15 protein-coding genes are annotated in these 15,554 nt (G+C 65.5%); 6 read left to right on the top strand and 9 right to left on the bottom strand.

The features are described from left to right. The first annotated feature begins 179 nt into the window (after positions 1-179). The 6 genes from espB to MKAN_RS07275 all read left to right on the top strand — a co-directional run bounded on the left by espB (position 180) and on the right by MKAN_RS07275 (position 5,782). Entirely contained in the window at positions 180-1,523 is a 1,344-nt protein-coding gene (espB, locus tag MKAN_RS07250) for an EspB family ESX-1 secretion system-associated protein (protein ID WP_023366734.1), read from the top strand. Between the two features lie 35 nt (positions 1,524-1,558). Continuing rightward, complete coding sequence (locus tag MKAN_RS07255) at positions 1,559-1,858, top strand: YbaB/EbfC family nucleoid-associated protein (protein ID WP_172836725.1); 300 nt, start codon at positions 1,559-1,561, stop codon at positions 1,856-1,858. Between the two features lie 123 nt (positions 1,859-1,981). Further along, positions 1,982-2,296: an ESX-1 secretion-associated protein gene (locus MKAN_RS07260; protein ID WP_023366738.1), complete on the top strand. Its 315-nt coding sequence runs from the start codon at positions 1,982-1,984 to the stop codon at positions 2,294-2,296. A gap of 2 nt (positions 2,297-2,298) precedes the next feature. Continuing rightward, positions 2,299-3,126: an ESX secretion-associated protein EspG gene (locus tag MKAN_RS07265; RefSeq protein WP_023366740.1), complete on the top strand. Its 828-nt coding sequence runs from the start codon at positions 2,299-2,301 to the stop codon at positions 3,124-3,126. A 45-nt stretch (positions 3,127-3,171) separates the two neighbouring features. Next, a complete protein-coding gene (locus MKAN_RS07270; RefSeq protein ID WP_051404571.1) occupies positions 3,172-3,804 on the top strand; it encodes a DUF2694 family protein in 633 nt (210 codons plus the stop codon). Continuing rightward, positions 3,779-5,782: a hypothetical protein gene (locus tag MKAN_RS07275; RefSeq protein ID WP_023366744.1), complete on the top strand. Its 2,004-nt coding sequence runs from the start codon at positions 3,779-3,781 to the stop codon at positions 5,780-5,782. Before MKAN_RS07270 ends, MKAN_RS07275 begins: the two co-directional genes overlap by 26 nt. Before the next feature lie 886 nt (positions 5,783-6,668). Here MKAN_RS07275 and MKAN_RS07280 read toward each other — a convergent pair. The 9 genes from MKAN_RS07280 to MKAN_RS07320 form a co-directional block, all read right to left on the bottom strand. Then, on the bottom strand, positions 6,669-7,112 hold the full coding sequence (locus tag MKAN_RS07280) for an SRPBCC family protein (protein ID WP_023366746.1): 444 nt from the start codon (positions 7,110-7,112) through the stop codon (positions 6,669-6,671). Then, positions 7,109-8,341 (bottom strand): RNA polymerase sigma factor, encoded by a 1,233-nt coding sequence (locus tag MKAN_RS07285; RefSeq protein WP_371686075.1) that lies wholly within the window; start codon positions 8,339-8,341, stop codon positions 7,109-7,111. The genes MKAN_RS07280 and MKAN_RS07285 overlap by 4 nt, the downstream gene beginning before the upstream one ends. Next, the gene (locus tag MKAN_RS07290) at positions 8,332-8,610 is read right to left on the bottom strand and encodes a YciI family protein (protein WP_230589271.1); all 279 of its coding nucleotides are present in this window, start codon (positions 8,608-8,610) and stop codon (positions 8,332-8,334) included. The genes MKAN_RS07285 and MKAN_RS07290 overlap by 10 nt, the downstream gene beginning before the upstream one ends. Positions 8,611-8,753: 143 nt before the next feature. After that, positions 8,754-9,992, bottom strand: a complete 1,239-nt coding sequence (locus MKAN_RS07295) for a cytochrome P450 (protein ID WP_023366752.1) — start codon at positions 9,990-9,992, stop codon at positions 8,754-8,756. An 11-nt stretch (positions 9,993-10,003) separates the two neighbouring features. After that, complete coding sequence (locus MKAN_RS07300) at positions 10,004-11,488, bottom strand: aldehyde dehydrogenase family protein (protein WP_023366754.1); 1,485 nt, start codon at positions 11,486-11,488, stop codon at positions 10,004-10,006. Between the two features lie 30 nt (positions 11,489-11,518). After that, entirely contained in the window at positions 11,519-12,394 is an 876-nt protein-coding gene (locus MKAN_RS07305; protein ID WP_036392735.1) for an SDR family oxidoreductase, read from the bottom strand. Beyond that, entirely contained in the window at positions 12,387-13,505 is a 1,119-nt protein-coding gene (locus MKAN_RS07310; RefSeq protein ID WP_023366758.1) for a spirocyclase AveC family protein, read from the bottom strand. The genes MKAN_RS07305 and MKAN_RS07310 overlap by 8 nt, the downstream gene beginning before the upstream one ends. Before the next feature lie 3 nt (positions 13,506-13,508). Further along, positions 13,509-14,621, bottom strand: a complete 1,113-nt coding sequence (locus tag MKAN_RS07315) for an ABC transporter substrate-binding protein (protein WP_023366760.1) — start codon at positions 14,619-14,621, stop codon at positions 13,509-13,511. Positions 14,622-14,710: 89 nt separating this feature from the next. Continuing rightward, complete coding sequence (locus MKAN_RS07320; RefSeq protein ID WP_023366762.1) at positions 14,711-15,529, bottom strand: CbbQ/NirQ/NorQ/GpvN family protein; 819 nt, start codon at positions 15,527-15,529, stop codon at positions 14,711-14,713. Positions 15,530-15,554: the final 25 nt, after the last annotated feature.

The following is a 15,554-nucleotide window of genomic DNA, read 5'->3' on the forward strand; positions in this document are numbered from 1 at the left end:
ACTCTGGAACGTTGTTCCGTTTTGTTTTGGAAGCTGGTTTCGTTTTGTTTTTGGAACTGGGTTCTGCTTTATTTTGGAAGCTAATTCTGGAACCATGATTTTGAAACTGGTGCAGGAACCCAGTAAATTCGGCGACTACAGTTGTTTGCGACACCAAGCAGGAAGATGAAGATTCGGTTATGTCTCAGTCGCGTACGCTGACGGTGAATCAGAGCGAGATTTTGGCCAGGGCCGACGAGGTGGAGTCCCCGATCGCGGACCCACCGAGCAACGTCGTCGTAGGCGCGTGCGCCCTAGACGCGGCCACTACCGCGGCCAGGCAAATCATGTTGTCCGCCGAGAACATGCGGACCTACCTTGCCGCGGGCGCCACGGAGCGCCAACGCCTCGCCCAGTTCATGAGGAATGTAGCCAACGCCTACGACGATGTTGACCAGGAATCCGCGACCGCCTTGAACTACGGCGGCCAAGGTTGCCTGTTGCCCGCAATGCTCACTGCGAACGCAAACCCGGGCCCGGCAGCACTAAGCGATACCGAGGTGGCGTCGCCACCGAAACCTCCGATCTTCCTCGAGCTCAAAGACGCAAGAACAATGCTCGATAAACCTGACCAAGCCGCATCGCTCAAGGCCTTTGCAACGGCTTGGAATAAGTACAATCTCACGCTTCTGGAATCCCTTGGTCGGTTCCGGGAATTTGACGACTGGGAAGGCGACGCGGCCGCCACGATCCAGGCCGCATTCGTTCAGCAGAGAGACTGGCTGCGCTTGATGGCGCAATTGAGCGTCACGCTGGCCAAGCAAGCCTTCGACCTTGCCCAGACGCACCACTGGGCCATTAGTAGCCATCCCACGATGGAGGAGATCGTCACTCTTCAACTCGAATACGCCAACGCCACCGCCAAGCGCAATACACGACTTACAGAGCAGTGCATGAAGAAATACGCGGCTTATCAGCAAAAATCGGAGGAGGTGCTGGCCGGATATTTCAACAAAGCAATCGTCGAACCAGTGAATCCGCCAAAGCCGCCTCCCGCCCCCACAGGAAGTGACCCGCAACCCCACGGCGGCTCCGGCGATATCCCGTGGGGCGGGATGCCGATGACGCCGCCCACGCCGCTCACGCCGATGACGCCGTTCACCGGGGCGCCGGGCGGCAACGACATGCAAGCAGCGGCTGACGCGGCGCGCCGTGCGGCGAAGCTGGCGCCCGACGTGGGGGTGAAACCGGCGTCGGTCGGAGCCGGCGGAGGCCTCGGCGGCGGCGCGCTGGCGAAGCCCTGGGCTCCCGGAATTGATGCCAAGTCCGTGCCGGCCGGTGCGGCGGGCGGCACCGCGGGCGGGAGCGTGCCCCGAGGAGGCCTGATGGGCGGCGGCATGCCAATGGGCGTGCCCGGTCAGGGCCAAGGGAACGCCAAGAACAAGAGCGCTCAGCAAGAAGAGGAAGCGCTTTACACCGAGACACGTGCCTGGACCGAGGGCCTCATCGGAATCGGCCGGCCCGACGAGAACGAGGAGCAGTGAAATTGGACCCCACAGCAGCCCGGGCTCTGGCCTTGATGTCGCAGTTTCAGTCGGCTCTACAGGGGCGGCTCCACCAGATGAACAACGGAATCTTCAAAGCCTCAGACGAGACAAAGTCCGTCCACGTGACACTTAACGGCTACCAATGGCTCACCGGCATCCGCATCGAAAACGGTCTGCTGAAAAAGGTGGGCGCCCAGGGAGTCGCCGAGCGGGTCAACGAGGCGCTGCAGAACGCGCAGCGAGCAGTCAGCGTCTTTGACGAACAGTCGGGCCAAACGCTTGCCGAAACACTTGCCACCATTTCCGGCGCGATCAACCAGCCGCCGGCCTAACCAACAACACCACCACAAGCGGCCACCGGCTCGAGCCATCGAGGCGCCAAAACTTGCGGCCCAAAATCCGTCACTAGCCCGCAACCAAGCGAGCAAACGTCAACCGAGAGGAAAGCCCAACCCATGAATGAAATCCTGACCTTGCGGCCCGATGTCATCAACAGACTGGCGAAAGGGCACGACGCTACGATCACCGGCCTTCATGCCGCGACGGTGGCGCCCGCCGGGATCAGCTCGGACGTTGCCACCACCCACGGTACGTTCACATCGGAGTTCAACAATGCGCTCAGGGCCTATGAAGCCGTCCGCGCCCATGCCGGCCAAGCCTTGCAAGGCGTCGCAGCCGGACTTTCCAAGAGCCTGAACAAGGCACTCACCGCTTACGTCAATACCGACCTAAACAGCGCCGAGATCCTCGGCGAGCAGATTGATGGCTGATCATGTCCGGTCGGCTCGCTACTGATGGCGCGGGCCTGGTTGATGACGTCGCCGGCGTCAAGTTGACCATCGACAGCGTGCTGGTGATCGCCGAGCGGTTGCCCATGGTCGATTTCCCTACGGCGCTTGGTATCCGGCCCAACATCCCGCAAAAGGAACTGCCAGACGTCGTCTGGGACCGGGTACGACGTGACCTCACCGCCCAAGGAGTACTCGACCAGTACGGGCAACCCCACCCAACGGTCGCGGCGATGGTCGACACCCTCAGTCGGCCGGACCGGACCCTGGAGGGTCGCTGGTGGCGGCGCTATGTGGGCGGCGCCATGGCGCGTTTTGTGGTATGCCGCAAGGGCGATCGTCATGTCGTCGCCGCGCGCGACGGCCAGATGCTGGTGCTGCAGCTGGTCGAGCCCCAGGTCGGCCTGGCGGGCATGATAACAACCGTGCTGGGGCCTGCCCTACCGGCGAACGTCGAACCGCTGGCGGGCGTGGCCTCCGAACTGGCCGAGTGCACAACCGCGGCCCCGCCAGCCAGGCACGGTGTCCCAGCGGCTACCACCCGCGTCTTTACCGAGATCGTCAACAACCCGTCCAGTTGGGTGGAGATAGTCGCTAGTCAACGCCACTCCGGCGGCACCACAACGCAGACCGATGCGGCCGCCGGTGTCCTCGACTCGACGCTCGGCAGGCTGGTGTCGCTTCCACGGTGCGTCGGCGGCGAGCTGTACGGATGTTTTCTGCCTGGCACCCAGCAAAATCTGCAGCGCGCGCTCGACAGCCTGCTAGAGCTGTTGCCTGCCGGCGCCTGGTTTGACGACGCCGACGCCTAAAGACCGCTCACTATGCCCGCTACCACCCCAGAAAGGCACGCCATAATGGACCAGCCCGGATACAAGGCCCACAGTAATGCCCACAGCAACGCCCACAGCAATCTGGCCGCCCTAAATTTCTCCTGCGCCAACGGGCGCAAGGAATCCGCAATTGGCGCGTTGCGCGCTTTCGCGCCGGCCGAACCGCAGCACACTGATGTCGACTTCACCGTCCTCCATAAGCCGACAGAGGCGGACAATAAAGACAATAAAGAGGAATACGAACTGTTCACGGTGACCAATCCACAAGGAAGCGTGTCGGTGTCGGCTCTCTTGGGCGGAATAATCCACCAGGTCGAACTGTCGGAGGAAGTCACCACCATGGCTGAACCGAAGCTCGCGGAAGAGATATTTGTTATTGCCGACCTGGCCCGGCAGAAAGCGCGGGCCGCTCAGTACACCTTCATGCTCCAAAGCGTGCGTGAGATCAAGAACGAACAACACAGCGCCCAGCTGCTTGAATTCGTCGGCACTACGCTGAACTTGCCGACGCCGGAGGAGGCTGCCGCAGCAGAAAAAAAGGTGTTCGCAACCCGATACGGCCGTGATTCCACCCGAACAACTCGTGATAGTGATCTATGCGGCCTTCCAGTATTTGGGAGGAGAGCAAGCGATGAGTATCGCGAAGCCGACTGGTGAATATGCCGAGCTGATGCTGGACCCGGACGGGTGGCCAGAAGCCGATGAGGACACCTTCTACGACCGGGCCCAGCAGTACAGCCAAACATTGCAGAAAATCACCAACATCTTGGATAAGTGTCGAGAGCAGCGGCTTCACGTCTTCGAAGGCGGCGTCTGGTCGGGTGGTGCCGCTAATGCCGCCAACGACGGTCTCGGCGCAAACATCGATCAATTGGTGATGCTGCAGCATCACCTCGCGACTGTGATTACCTGGCACCGTGATATAGCCGATTTGATTGTGCAAGCTAAATCGGATATCGGCAACAATGTCGACGCCGCTCAACGGGAAATCAACACCCTGGAGAGGGACCAAAACCTCGACACCGACGAGAAAACCGCTGCAATCGATTCGTTGGTCCGCGCGGCGCACCGGGCCAGTGTCGGCGTGGTTTCCAGCACCGCAGAGCAGGTTCTGGAATCCAAGCACTGGAAGCCGCCGAAGAACGCCCTTGAGCAGCTGCTCAACCAAAAAGCACCACCGCTGCCAGACGTACCGTCCCGGGTCGCCCCAGCGCCGGTCAACACAATCCCGGATACCACGGGCATCGGGGTCAACCCAACACCTGAAACGCCTGGGGCTCCGGCCATCCCGGCCCCGCCGGCTACACCCGTAACTCCGGTACCGGCTACCTCGGGGGCAGTACCATCCCCGCCGCCACCAAGCCTCGGAACGAGCCCGCGTCCGGCTGCGGGCCGGCGGGCCGAGCCGGCAGCTCAGGTGAAACCCGCAACGTCGACGGAGCAGGCGCCCGTTGCGGGTGGGCCTACCGATCAGCCGGGGGCGCCGCAGGCGGGTCCATCGCATTCCGAGGAGTCATCGGTTGGCGTTGCGCCCACCGCAGTGACCGGCGTACCGCCCGCGCGGGTGGCCAGTGGCGCACCGAAGGGGGCCGGACTCGGCGCTGTCGCAGATTCGGGCAGCGCCGGTCCGGCCACGGCGTGGGGCGCGGGATCACGCGCTTCGGCTGGCCCGACCCGATTGGGTGGTACGGGCCGGGGGCGCGCGGCGTCCACCCGAGCGTCGGCGCACAGTGCATCGGCCGCACGCTTGCCGGCGACCGATCACACCGATCGCACCGATGAGCGCGAGTCGGAAGATACTCCCACGGCGGCACCGATGATCCCAGTTGCCGCGGCGCGGGCGGCGCGCGACGCCGTGGCCGCTGCTTTCGCCGGTCGCCGTAACGCCAAGACTGATCCGCTGCGGTTGGCGCGCCGCATCGCGGCGGCGTTGAACGCACCCGGCGGTCGCGGCGACATCGATTGGGGCTTCTTCTGGATCACCGCGGTGACCACCGACGGGAAAATCGTGGTAGCCAATAGCTATGGGTTGGCCTATATCCCCGAAGGGGTCGAATTACCGGACGTCGTGCAGATGGCGAGCGCCGATGACGCCATCCCGGTCGGCGAGCGGGCCCGCTGTGCGACCTACCCACTGCTGGCCGTGCAGGCCTGGGCGACGCATCATCACGCCACGCTGCGTGCGGTGATCGGCACCGCGGAGCAGTTGGCCGATTGCGATCTCGGGGTCGCCAAGATCATCCTGGAGTCCGACGACATCCCGGACAGCGGCAAAATGACCGGCCGGTCCCGGCTCGGGTTGGTCAGTCCTGCGGCCGCAGCTCGGCTGGCCGACACCGAAGATCGGTGTTTGATCAAACTGGTGCCGCCAGCTCCTGTTGCCGCGGATCTCCCGGCACATCAGCGGGAGATGTTGTGGTTCGAGGTGATGAAACCCATGGCCAGCAGCGCAACTGGCCGCGAGGCCGCACACCTGCAGGCCTTCCAGGCCTATGCTGCTCACGCTCAAGAACTCGCCCTGCACCAGGCGCACTCCGCGGCCGATCCCAACACCCAGCGTGCCGCCATCGCCGACTGGCTGTACTGGCAACACGTCGCCGGGCTACTCGACAGCGCCTTGTGTAACGCGTCCTAAAGTAGACGCCGACCGCATCGATTCGGGTCACTGTGACGGCTCTAAGCGGGCCAACGGTTGGCAAGGCGTGGTGTGGCCCAAGAAGGTCCGCATCACCGCCGGCACTACTCGCTGCCGACTGGGTGCACCGGTTCAGAGCGCCACGAGGCGCTGTGAGATCGAATGGAGGTGAGAGACCTTCATCTGACCGCTGTCGCGGCAGCGGGTTGAAGCTGGGGCAGCCTGATTCGGTGGGCGCCGATGAGGGTGGAAAGCAGCCCTGACGAAGACGGGACGTGTCGGCACTGCCAGACGACACGGGTCCGGCAAGCAAGACAGGACGGTGTACGTGAGAAACCAGCGACTGAACGCTCCTCGAGCCGTTCCGACCAGCTCGAATCTGGCGGATCTGGGCTGGGCAGCGGCGCACACTCGTATCACGTTGTGGTGCGGGGAACTCCGCGATCGGTTTGTACCGCCGGCCGGGAGGTCACGGTGAAGGCCCGCGGCGTAGCCGTGGCCATGCCGCAGGAGCATAGCTGGGCACCTTCGCCTGTCGATCGATCTGACAGTGAACGTGGGAACCTACGTACTGGCCCTCCCGGAGCGCGTCCAGCGTTTCGGCGGGAAGGCCCGTCACCGGCCTGATGCCATTGCGTCGGGACCGATACCGGGTGGTTTGTTCCCGATGAATGAGCCCAACGAGCGCCTTGCCTCCGGCGCGCGGCTGTCGGTGCGCACCGTGCAGTGTGCCTCTGGCATGCCGCGGTCGCTGGGGTGTCCACCGAGGTGCTGCGCGGCGCCAACGCACCCGCATAGAGCGCCCGGCCTCCCGGTGGGTCGTGGATCGCGGCTGCGTCCGGGCCCGTGCGTGGGCGCTGCACCGCAACCTTCAGCTAGCCGACGGCTAGGCCGACGCCTCCAGCACTGCCTTGAGTCGGGCCAGATCCTTGGCGTTGGCCCGCTTCATCGCCTTCGCCAGGACGGGTGCCGTAATTCCGGCGAACCCGGACGGCTCACCGCGGTTGCGCAGGGTCATCGTCGTCGTACCGTTCGGGCCGTCGTTCCACAGGTAGGTCGTCTCCATGGGAAAGGGCCCTTCCGCGGTGCGCATCACGAACCTGCTGCCCGGCTGCAGGTCGACCACCTCGTAGGTGTAACTCAACGAACGCCCGAGAAACCTTGCAGTAAAGGCGAATTGCGATCCCACGGCCACCGGCTTGGGCGTCTTCCATTGCACCGACTTGATATTGACGTACCAGGCGGTTGCGTTGTCCGGGTCGCAGGCATAGGCGGCCACGTCGCTGCGGGGCCGCGCGATCAGGATCTCGCTGACCACATCGACTTTCATGTCACTCCTTGTTGCGCAGCCCATTGCGCGATGCGCCGTTGGCGGTATCGCCGTTCGGGTGCGGTGGTCGAATCGGCGAGGGAAGCCCGCGTCGCCGCGACGGCCTCGGCGAATCTGCCTTGCCGGGCCAGCAGTTCACCGCGGACAGCATGCCAGCGCTGATCGGGTTCGAGCTCCTCGAGCTCCGCCAAACCCGCTGCGGTCCCGTCTGATTCGGCAACAGCCACGGCACGGGCCAAGGCAGCCGGAGCGCTCGGGTGCACGGACAGCAGCATGTCGTAAAGCCGGACGATCTCCGCCCAGTCGGTAGCGGCATACGACGCGGCCCGGGCATGCTCTGCTGCGATCGCGGCCTGCAATTGATAGGGATCGGCCACCGCTGCGGTTCGGCGTAGCGATTCATCCAGCAGGGCAAGCGCTTCCGTGATCGCATCGCTGTCCCAGCGCGAGCGGTCCTGTTCGGACAGCGGTACCGGATCGCCGGCGTCGTCGCACCGTGCGGCGCGCCGGGATTCGGTCAGCAGCAACAGCGCCAGCACCGCCATCGGTGCCGGTTCATCGGGCATCAGCTCGTGTACCAAGCGGGCCAGGCGCACCGCCTCACGGGCACCGTCGACATCGGTCAGCCGGTCGCCGCCGGCCGCGGTGTGGGCGATCGTGTAGGACGAGTGCACCACCGCACACACCGCCGCCAGGCGCGCCGGCAGGTCTTCGTCGGCCGGAACGCGGTACGGGATGCCGGCCCGCGCGATCTTGGCTCGGGTTCTGGTGAGCCGCTTGGCAATAGCGGCCTCACTGGTCAGCAGCACCACCGCGATTTGCGCCGGCGACAGACCGCACAAGGTGCGCAATGCCAGCGTCACCTGAGCCTCAAGCCCCAGCGCCGGGTGGCAGCAGGTGAAGATCAGCCGCAGCCGGTCGTCGGCCACCATGCTGTCGGGCGGCATATCGGGAACCGCGAGCTCCATGCTGGCACGCTCCTTTTGGGCTCGAGCACCCTCACGGCGCAGTAGGTCGATAGCGACCCGGCGGGCGGTCACCGTCAGCCACGCGCGCGGCTCGTCGGGCACGCCGTTGCGAGGCCAGTCCCGAAGCGCGCGCAGCGCCGCTTCCTGTACCGCATCCTCGGCGATCTGCAGCGAGCCGACCGCCCGGACGAGGGTCGCCAGAATGCGGGTTCCCTCGATCCGGACGGTTTCGGCGAGCGCGGATTCGGCGGTCAACCGAATTCGATGATGGGACGCACCTCGACGGCACCGTCCCACGCTGCGGGTATCTCGGCGGCGATCCGTAGCGCCTCGTCCAGATCGGCGGCCTCGATAAGATAGAAGCCGGTCAATGCCTCCTTGGTCTCGGCATAGGGGCCGTCGCTGGTGACGACGTCACCGCCGCGGGCACCTTTGACGCGAACCGTCGTCGCGGTGGACGTCGGATACAGCGCTGTGCCACCACGAATCGCGGCGGCGTGCTCCTGGCCGAACTTCATGTAGTCGGCCATGTCGGCGGCCTGCTCGGGGGCCGACCAGTCGATGTCCCTGGTGTAGGTCAGTGCGGCGTATTGCGGCATGGTGTCCTCCTTGTCCCGATGATCATCCGGTCCAATCCCGGATCTCATCAAGAGGACGATCGGGATAGGCCCGATCAGGACACCCCGGGGCGAAGTTGGGTCGAAGTCGCGTCGAACAGCACCGGAAGCGCGGTCGGTGACCGGAAAATCTGGCCGCGGATGTGGGGATCGTCGCCGTCGGGATCAAGGCGCAGGTTGGGCAGGCGGTCCAACAGCAGGTTGAGGGCCACCCGCATCTCCAGGCGGGCCAGGTGCATGCCCAGGCAGACGTGAACGCCGTGACCGAAACCGATGTGCGCCCTGGCCGGGCGGAAGATGTCGAAGCGATCCGGGTCGGGGTATCTGTCCTCTTGCCGGTTTGCCGCGCCCAGCATCGGCATGACCGAGGAGCCGGCGGGTATGGGCACGCCGCTCAGTTCGGTGTCGCGGGTGGCCACGCGGGTGATGGTCAGCAGCGGCGGCTCCCAGCGCACCGCCTCCTCGATCGCCTGCGGCAGCAGTGCGCGGTCGGCCCGCACCGCATCGAGTTGGTCTGTGTTGCACAGCAATCCGAACAATATGTTGCCCAGCGAGCGGTAGGTGGTCTCGACGCCGGCCGGCAGCAGCAACCGCAGAAAGGAGAAGATCTCCTCGTCGGACAGCTGCTCGCCGTCGATCTCGGCGTGGGCCAGGCCGCTGATCAGATCGTCGCGCGGCTCCGCGCGCCGGGCGGCCAGGATCGGGGTGAAGTACTGCTGCAACGCCTGCGAGGCGGCCCGGCCGCGCTGCGGGTTGACGGTGAAGCTCAACAGCGAGATCGACCAGCGCTGAAACTGCGGATAGTCCTCGCGCGGCAGACCCAGCAGGCCGGCGATGATCTGCGTCGGATAGGGAAAGGTGAACTCCTTGACCAGATCGGCGTGGCCGCGGCCGGCGAACCGGTCGATCAGCTCGTTGCCGACCTTGCCGACCAGCTCATCCTCCCAGCGCGCTAATGCCTTCTGCGAGAAAGCTTTTGCTACCAGCGCGCGATGACGGCCGTGTTCGGGCTCATCCATCCCGAGCATGACGTGGCGGCCCAGCACGTCGCCGAAGGCGTCGATGATGATCGCCGACGAGAACGTCTCGTTGTCCCGCAGCAGCCGCGCCACATCCTCATGGCGGTAGACGATGAAGACCGGCTTGGATTCCTCATGCGGCATGGCCGAAAAGTCGATGCGCTGCACCGGTTCCTCGCGCCGCAGCCGGGCCAACTCGGTGTAGGGATCGCGGACGTCGCCGGATACCACGTCGTCGAAGGCACCGAAGTCCTCGAGATCGTCGAACAGCTGCATGCGCGCCCCCCTCAGGTGGCTGGATACCCCACCGATTTGATCTGGGTGTACTGGTCGAATCCGGCGATCCCGTTCTGCCGGCCTATCCCGCTGTCCTTGTAGCCGCCGAACGGGGTGTCGGCACCGTAGGGGGCGGCGCCCTGCACACCGATGAACCCGGCCCGCAGCCGCCGGGCCACCGCCAGCGAGTGTTCCAGCGAACCCGACATCACGTTGCCGGCCAACCCGTACACGCTGTCGTTGGCGATCCGGATCGCGTCTTCCTCGTCGTCGAACGGGATGACGGCCAGCACCGGGCCGAAGATCTCCTCCTGGGCGATCGTCATCGAGTTGTCGACGTCGACGAAAAGCGTTGGCCGGACATAGAATCCCTTGTCGAAACCGGTGGCCGCGTCCGGCCCGCCGACCAGGCAGGTGGCACCCTCCTCGACACCCTTGCTGATGTAGCCGAGCACCCGCTTGCGTTGCTTGTCGGAGATCACCGGGCCGCACAACGTCGCTGGGTCCTGGGGGTCGCCCGGCATGACGTTGTCGTAGATGCTCTGCAGGATCGCCACACCCTCGTCGTAGCGGGACCGCGGCAGCAGCATCCGGGTCGGGTTGGCGCAGCCCTGCCCGGCATGCATGCACGGCGCGATGCCGATCGCGCAGGCCAACCCGAACTCGGCGTCTTCGAGGACGATGGTGGCCGATTTGCCGCCGAGTTCGAGGAACAGCCGCTTGAGCGTCGCCGCGCCTTTTTCCATGATCCGCTTGCCGACTACGGTCGAACCGGTGAACGAGATCAGGTCGACCTTGGGCGACAGTGTGAGCTCCTCGCCGACCAGATGGTCCGATGCGGTGACGACATTGACGACTCCTGGTGGGATGTCGGTCTTTTCGGCGATCAGCCGGCCCAGGCGGGTGGCATTGAACGGCGTGTCCGGCGCCGGTTTGAGTACCACCGTGTTGCCGGTGCCCAGCGCCTGGCCGAGCTTGTTGATGGTGACCTCGAACGGGAAGTTCCACGGCACGATCGCGCCGACCACGCCCACCGGTTCGCGCAAGACCTTGCGGCTGGTCAGTTGGCCGGTGATGCTGACCAGCACGTCGCCCAGGTCGGTTTCCCAGGGGTACTCGTCGATCAGCTTGGCGGGATAGCGCAGCGCGTCGGCCAGCGGCGCATCCAGTTGCGGTCCGTAGGTGATCGCCCGGGGCGCGCCGGCCTCGGCGATGAGCTCCTCCCGCAGCTCCTCCCGTTCGGCTTCGATGGCCTCTTGTAATTGCTCCAGGCAACGCTTGCGTAGCGCGCGGTTGGTCGACCAGTCGGTCTCGTCGAAGGCTCGCCGGGCGGCGTCGATGGCCCGGTGCATATCCGCCGTCGACGCGTCGGCGACCTCTCCGATCGGCTCCTCGGTGGCCGGGTTGATGTTGGTGAAGGTGCCGGCCTGACCGTCGACGAGCTTGCCGTCGATCATCATCTTCGATTCGAACCGGACCTTTACAGTGTCAGCCATGTTTGTTCAGCTCTCTTCAGACGAGGCTCACTATTCCGGCGCTCGTAGTGCCCCAGAGCGCGGGAGACCCAGCGCCAGCCGGGTCACCCTATGGAGAGCCTTACCGGAAAGCAGCCGGTTGGCAACCATCAGCATCCGGGCGTCGGGTCCGACGGCGCGCCGAGTGAAGGGCGAGCGGTCCTCGACGGCCCCGGCCAGCGCTCGCGCGAACTGCTCCGGTGGGCGCGCCAATCGCATCGCGGTCCGGCCGCGCCGGTCGACCTTGGTGTGCAGCGCGGCGTACGGACCGGCCAGGTCGCGGTGATCCGAGGTTCCCGCGTCGGTGATGATGTCAGTGTCGAAGGTCCCGGCCACCAGAACGGTGACACCCAGTCCGAACGGAGCGACCTCGGCCGCCAGCGACTCGGCCCACCGTTCGAGTGCGCCCTTGGCCGCGGAGTACGCCGCGATCTCCGGCATGCCGCGTACGCCGCCCTGGCTCGAGATCATCACGATGCGCCCTCGGCCCGCGGCGCGCATCGACGGCAACAGCGCCTTGGTCAACAGCACCGGCCCGAAGACGGCCGTCGCGAACATTCGCTCCCACAGGTCGATGGGCGTCTCCTCGACCGTCCCGGCCGCGGATATGCCCGCGTTGTGCACCAGCACCCGCGGAGCGCCGACGGCCTCCTCGATCGCCTTGGCCGCGGCCGTGACGGATGCCTGGTCGGTGAGATCCAGCTGGACCGCTATCAGGCGCGAATCCTCTTTTGCGGCAGCGGCCGTCGACCGCAAGGCCGCCATGCCGGACTCAAGTGAGCGCATCGCGGCCACCACCCGCCACCCCTGCCGGTACAGGTGGGCAGCCGACGCGAGGCCCAGCCCGCGAGACGCGCCGGTGATGACGACGGCAGGTGGCTCATCCATGTGCCGGTCCACAGCGGCCACCGCCGGCGGGCGGCGTCACGTCCGGGCGGCCGTGCGGTTGCGCGCTCATCCAGGTCGACCAGATGCCCACCGAATACGGGCCGGGCTGGCCGTCGCGTTCGTAAAAGCCTTGCGGATCATAGACTTTGGCCTCCGGATAGGGCCACGGGCAGGCGACGGAAGTGGCCGTCCGGGTCCACTTGATGACGGCGAAGCCGGTGCCGTAGCCGAGGTAGGCGAGGTTGATCAGGGCGAACATCACCACGAACATCGCCAGCTTCGGCTTCCGGGGAAAGATCCGGGTTCGCTGGGCGAGTTTTTCGGCGACGGTGCGGCCGGTGTCGTCGCGGTAGAGCAGCACCCCCGCCGGGATCATCACGAAGGTCACCATCACCGTTTCCCAGATGAACGGGAACTGGTAGGTCTGGCCGGCGAAGGCCGACCCGAACGGAATGACCTGCGAGTAGATGTAAAAGCCGGTGCGCACCAGCGTCATCTCGAGCATCGCGTCGATGAGCATGCCCACGGGCAGGATGATGGCCGCCAGCGTGATCAGCGGATGGCGCCAGACAAACGAATCAAGGCGGCTTCGGGCCTGGATCTTGCGCAGGATCCAGATCGCCGGGAAGTAGGGGCCCAGGTAGAACATGATGTAGCCGATCACCAGGAACGGCTCCACCGTGGGTGACAGCGACACCAGCGGCCAATCTTCCGGCCAGTGCCACAGCTGCGGGTTGTAGACCGCATACGGCGCCCAGTTCATGATCGGGTCCTGCCAAACGATCAGCGTGGTCACGATGCCCATGAGCAGGACGGGGTGGGCGGGGTGGCGGCGCCATGCCACCACATAGACCGCGATGATGATCGACATCGAGATGATCGTGAAGATCTGGAAGAGCCCCAGCCAATGCTGATAGCCGAACAACGGCTCGACCGGACGGGGGACGCCGGTGACCTCCGGATTGCGAATTCGCGGTGAGACGGCGCCCTTTCGGGCGTAGTGGGCGACAACGGCGAGCACGGCGACGGCTGCGAATATCCACGCGACCGCCCACATCGAGCCCGTCTGGCGCGTGGGCGTGATCGACGGCGCTGTCTGCCGGGCGGTCATCGCCTACCCGGCGCCGAAGCGATCGACGAGGTGGGAGTTGACGCCGTCGGGATCCAGCCTCCGCGCCACCAGGTAGCCCGCGCCCATCCAGGCCCGCCGGGTCCATTTGCCCAGGGAGACCCTGGTTCCCGGGGCGCCCGAGGCGGCCGGCAGCATCTTCACCCGCTCTAATGCCTCCTTGACGCCGCGGGGGCTCAGCGGGTAGGCGTCGGCGAAGGCATGCAGCAGCGTATTGGCGACGTCGTGGTTGACCACCGGAACGCAATATTGGGGGCGACGGCCGCATTCCGATTCGTAGCGGTCCAGGAAGGCCTGGCCGACGCTGTTGGCCTCGTCGTACTGGTCGATCCCCGTCCAGCCCATCAAGGCTTGCCACATAATCGGATTGATCCAGGCGTTCTGAAACGCGGTGCTGGTGAACCGGGGCGGATCCCAGTCGAGTTCGGCCAGGGCCGGGTTGATGAACACGATCCCGAAGCCGAACCCGCAATGCACCAGCGCCGACGGCTTCGCCTCATGCAGCGCGCGGATCGCCCGGCCGACGTCCTGGGCGGTTTGGGCGATCTGCGCTTCGGCGACAATGCGGATACCCTTGCGTTGAGCCGCTTTTCGGAAGTTGGCGAGGTAGCTCTGGCCGACCAGCGATTGCTCGACCAGCACCGCCACCTCGGTGTGACCCCCCTTGGCGAGCAAGTCCGCCCAGAAGATCGGCTCGTCGGTCATCGACCCTTGCGGGAACGCGAACGTCCACTCCCCCAACCAGTCGTCGCTGCCGCAGACGTTGACGGCCGGAACCCGGAACCGTTCTTCGATCGCCTCCTTGGCCGGTACCGCGTTCTCACTGATGTGCGGCCCGAACACCGCCAGGCAGCCCTCGTCGACCAGTTCGCCGTAGGCGTCGATCACGGCCTTGACGGCGCCTTTGGGCAGCCCCTCCACTTCCCGGTACACGATCTCCACCGGACGGTCGAGCATGCGCTGCCGCAGCCCGTCGGCGAATACCAACTCGAACGGTCGGGTCAGGTCGTCGCGCATCTCCTGGGGGTAGAACTCCGGCAGCAGGAAGTCGAACAGGTAGCCGATTTTGATCGGTTGCGCGGTGCTCTCGTAGGACAAGTCTCCATCTCCGTCAGCGGCTGTCCCGACAAACCTAAAATTTGTTCTGACACTAGCGCGGTGGGCGGTGCAGCGTCAATCGCCACCGGCTAGGTGTCGCACAGGTAGACATCGATCAGCTCCAGTAGGCCGTCACCGGTGTGAATGTCGTCGGTCAACGGGCCGGCGACGGCGGCGCGGGCCGCCTCCCGGGAGCTGAGCCCCTCGGCGATCAAACGGCCAGCGGCAATGAGCACCCTGGTCGACGCCACCTCACGCAGTCCGCGGTTCTCCAGCCGCCGGATCGCTTGGGCCAATCGCACCAACTCGGCGGCCACGTCGGAGCCGACGCCGGCCTCGTGAGCGACGACCTTTTCCTCGACATCTGCTGCGGGAAAGCCGAATTCGATGGCCACCAGGCGCTGCCTAGTGGAGTCCTTGAGATCCTTGAGGACGCTTTGGTACCCGGGGTTGTAGGACACCACCAGGCAAAAGCCGGGTGCGGCGTCCAGTGTCACGCCCAGACGTTCGATCGGAAGCTGGCGGCGGTGATCGGCCAGGGGGTGCAGCACGACGGTGGTGTCCTGGCGCGCCTCGACGACTTCGTCGAGGTAGCAGATGGCGCCCCCACGAACGGCGCGGGTGAGCGGGCCGTCGACCCACTCCGTTTCCCCACCGCGCAGCAGGAACCGCCCGACCAGATCCGCGGTCGTGAGGTCGTCGTGGCAGGCCACGGTGACGAGCGGCCGCCCCAGATCATGGGCCATGGCTTCCAGGAACCGTGTCTTGCCGCAGCCGGTGGGCCCCTTGAGTAATACCGAGAGGCCTTGACGGAAAGCAGCCTTGAAGACTTGTTCCTCATTGCCCACCGAGACGTAAAAGGGGCGGGCAGCCGCGGGTGTCGTCCCGTCGTTGCCTGTGCCTGGCATGGCCGCAGCGTAACGCGGAACAGAT

The organism is Mycobacterium kansasii ATCC 12478 (assembly GCF_000157895.3).
Taxonomy (GTDB): Bacteria; Actinomycetota; Actinomycetes; order Mycobacteriales; family Mycobacteriaceae; genus Mycobacterium; species Mycobacterium kansasii.

Coding starts and splice junctions, on each gene's coding strand:
- MKAN_RS07255 (WP_172836725.1), top strand. CDS start 1,559: ATGTCGCAGTTTCAGTCGGCTCTACAGGGGCGGCTCCACCAGATGAAC.
- MKAN_RS07305 (WP_036392735.1), bottom strand. CDS start 12,394: ATGGATGAGCCACCTGCCGTCGTCATCACCGGCGCGTCTCGCGGGCTG.
- espB (WP_023366734.1), top strand. CDS start 180: ATGTCTCAGTCGCGTACGCTGACGGTGAATCAGAGCGAGATTTTGGCC.
- MKAN_RS07300 (WP_023366754.1), bottom strand. CDS start 11,488: ATGGCTGACACTGTAAAGGTCCGGTTCGAATCGAAGATGATGATCGAC.
- MKAN_RS07280 (WP_023366746.1), bottom strand. CDS start 7,112: ATGAAAGTCGATGTGGTCAGCGAGATCCTGATCGCGCGGCCCCGCAGC.
- MKAN_RS07275 (WP_023366744.1), top strand. CDS start 3,779: ATGAGTATCGCGAAGCCGACTGGTGAATATGCCGAGCTGATGCTGGAC.
- MKAN_RS07260 (WP_023366738.1), top strand. CDS start 1,982: ATGAATGAAATCCTGACCTTGCGGCCCGATGTCATCAACAGACTGGCG.
- MKAN_RS07310 (WP_023366758.1), bottom strand. CDS start 13,505: ATGACCGCCCGGCAGACAGCGCCGTCGATCACGCCCACGCGCCAGACG.
- MKAN_RS07295 (WP_023366752.1), bottom strand. CDS start 9,992: ATGCAGCTGTTCGACGATCTCGAGGACTTCGGTGCCTTCGACGACGTG.
- MKAN_RS07320 (WP_023366762.1), bottom strand. CDS start 15,529: ATGCCAGGCACAGGCAACGACGGGACGACACCCGCGGCTGCCCGCCCC.
- MKAN_RS07270 (WP_051404571.1), top strand. CDS start 3,172: ATGGACCAGCCCGGATACAAGGCCCACAGTAATGCCCACAGCAACGCC.
- MKAN_RS07265 (WP_023366740.1), top strand. CDS start 2,299: ATGTCCGGTCGGCTCGCTACTGATGGCGCGGGCCTGGTTGATGACGTC.
- MKAN_RS07290 (WP_230589271.1), bottom strand. CDS start 8,610: ATGGCCGACTACATGAAGTTCGGCCAGGAGCACGCCGCCGCGATTCGT.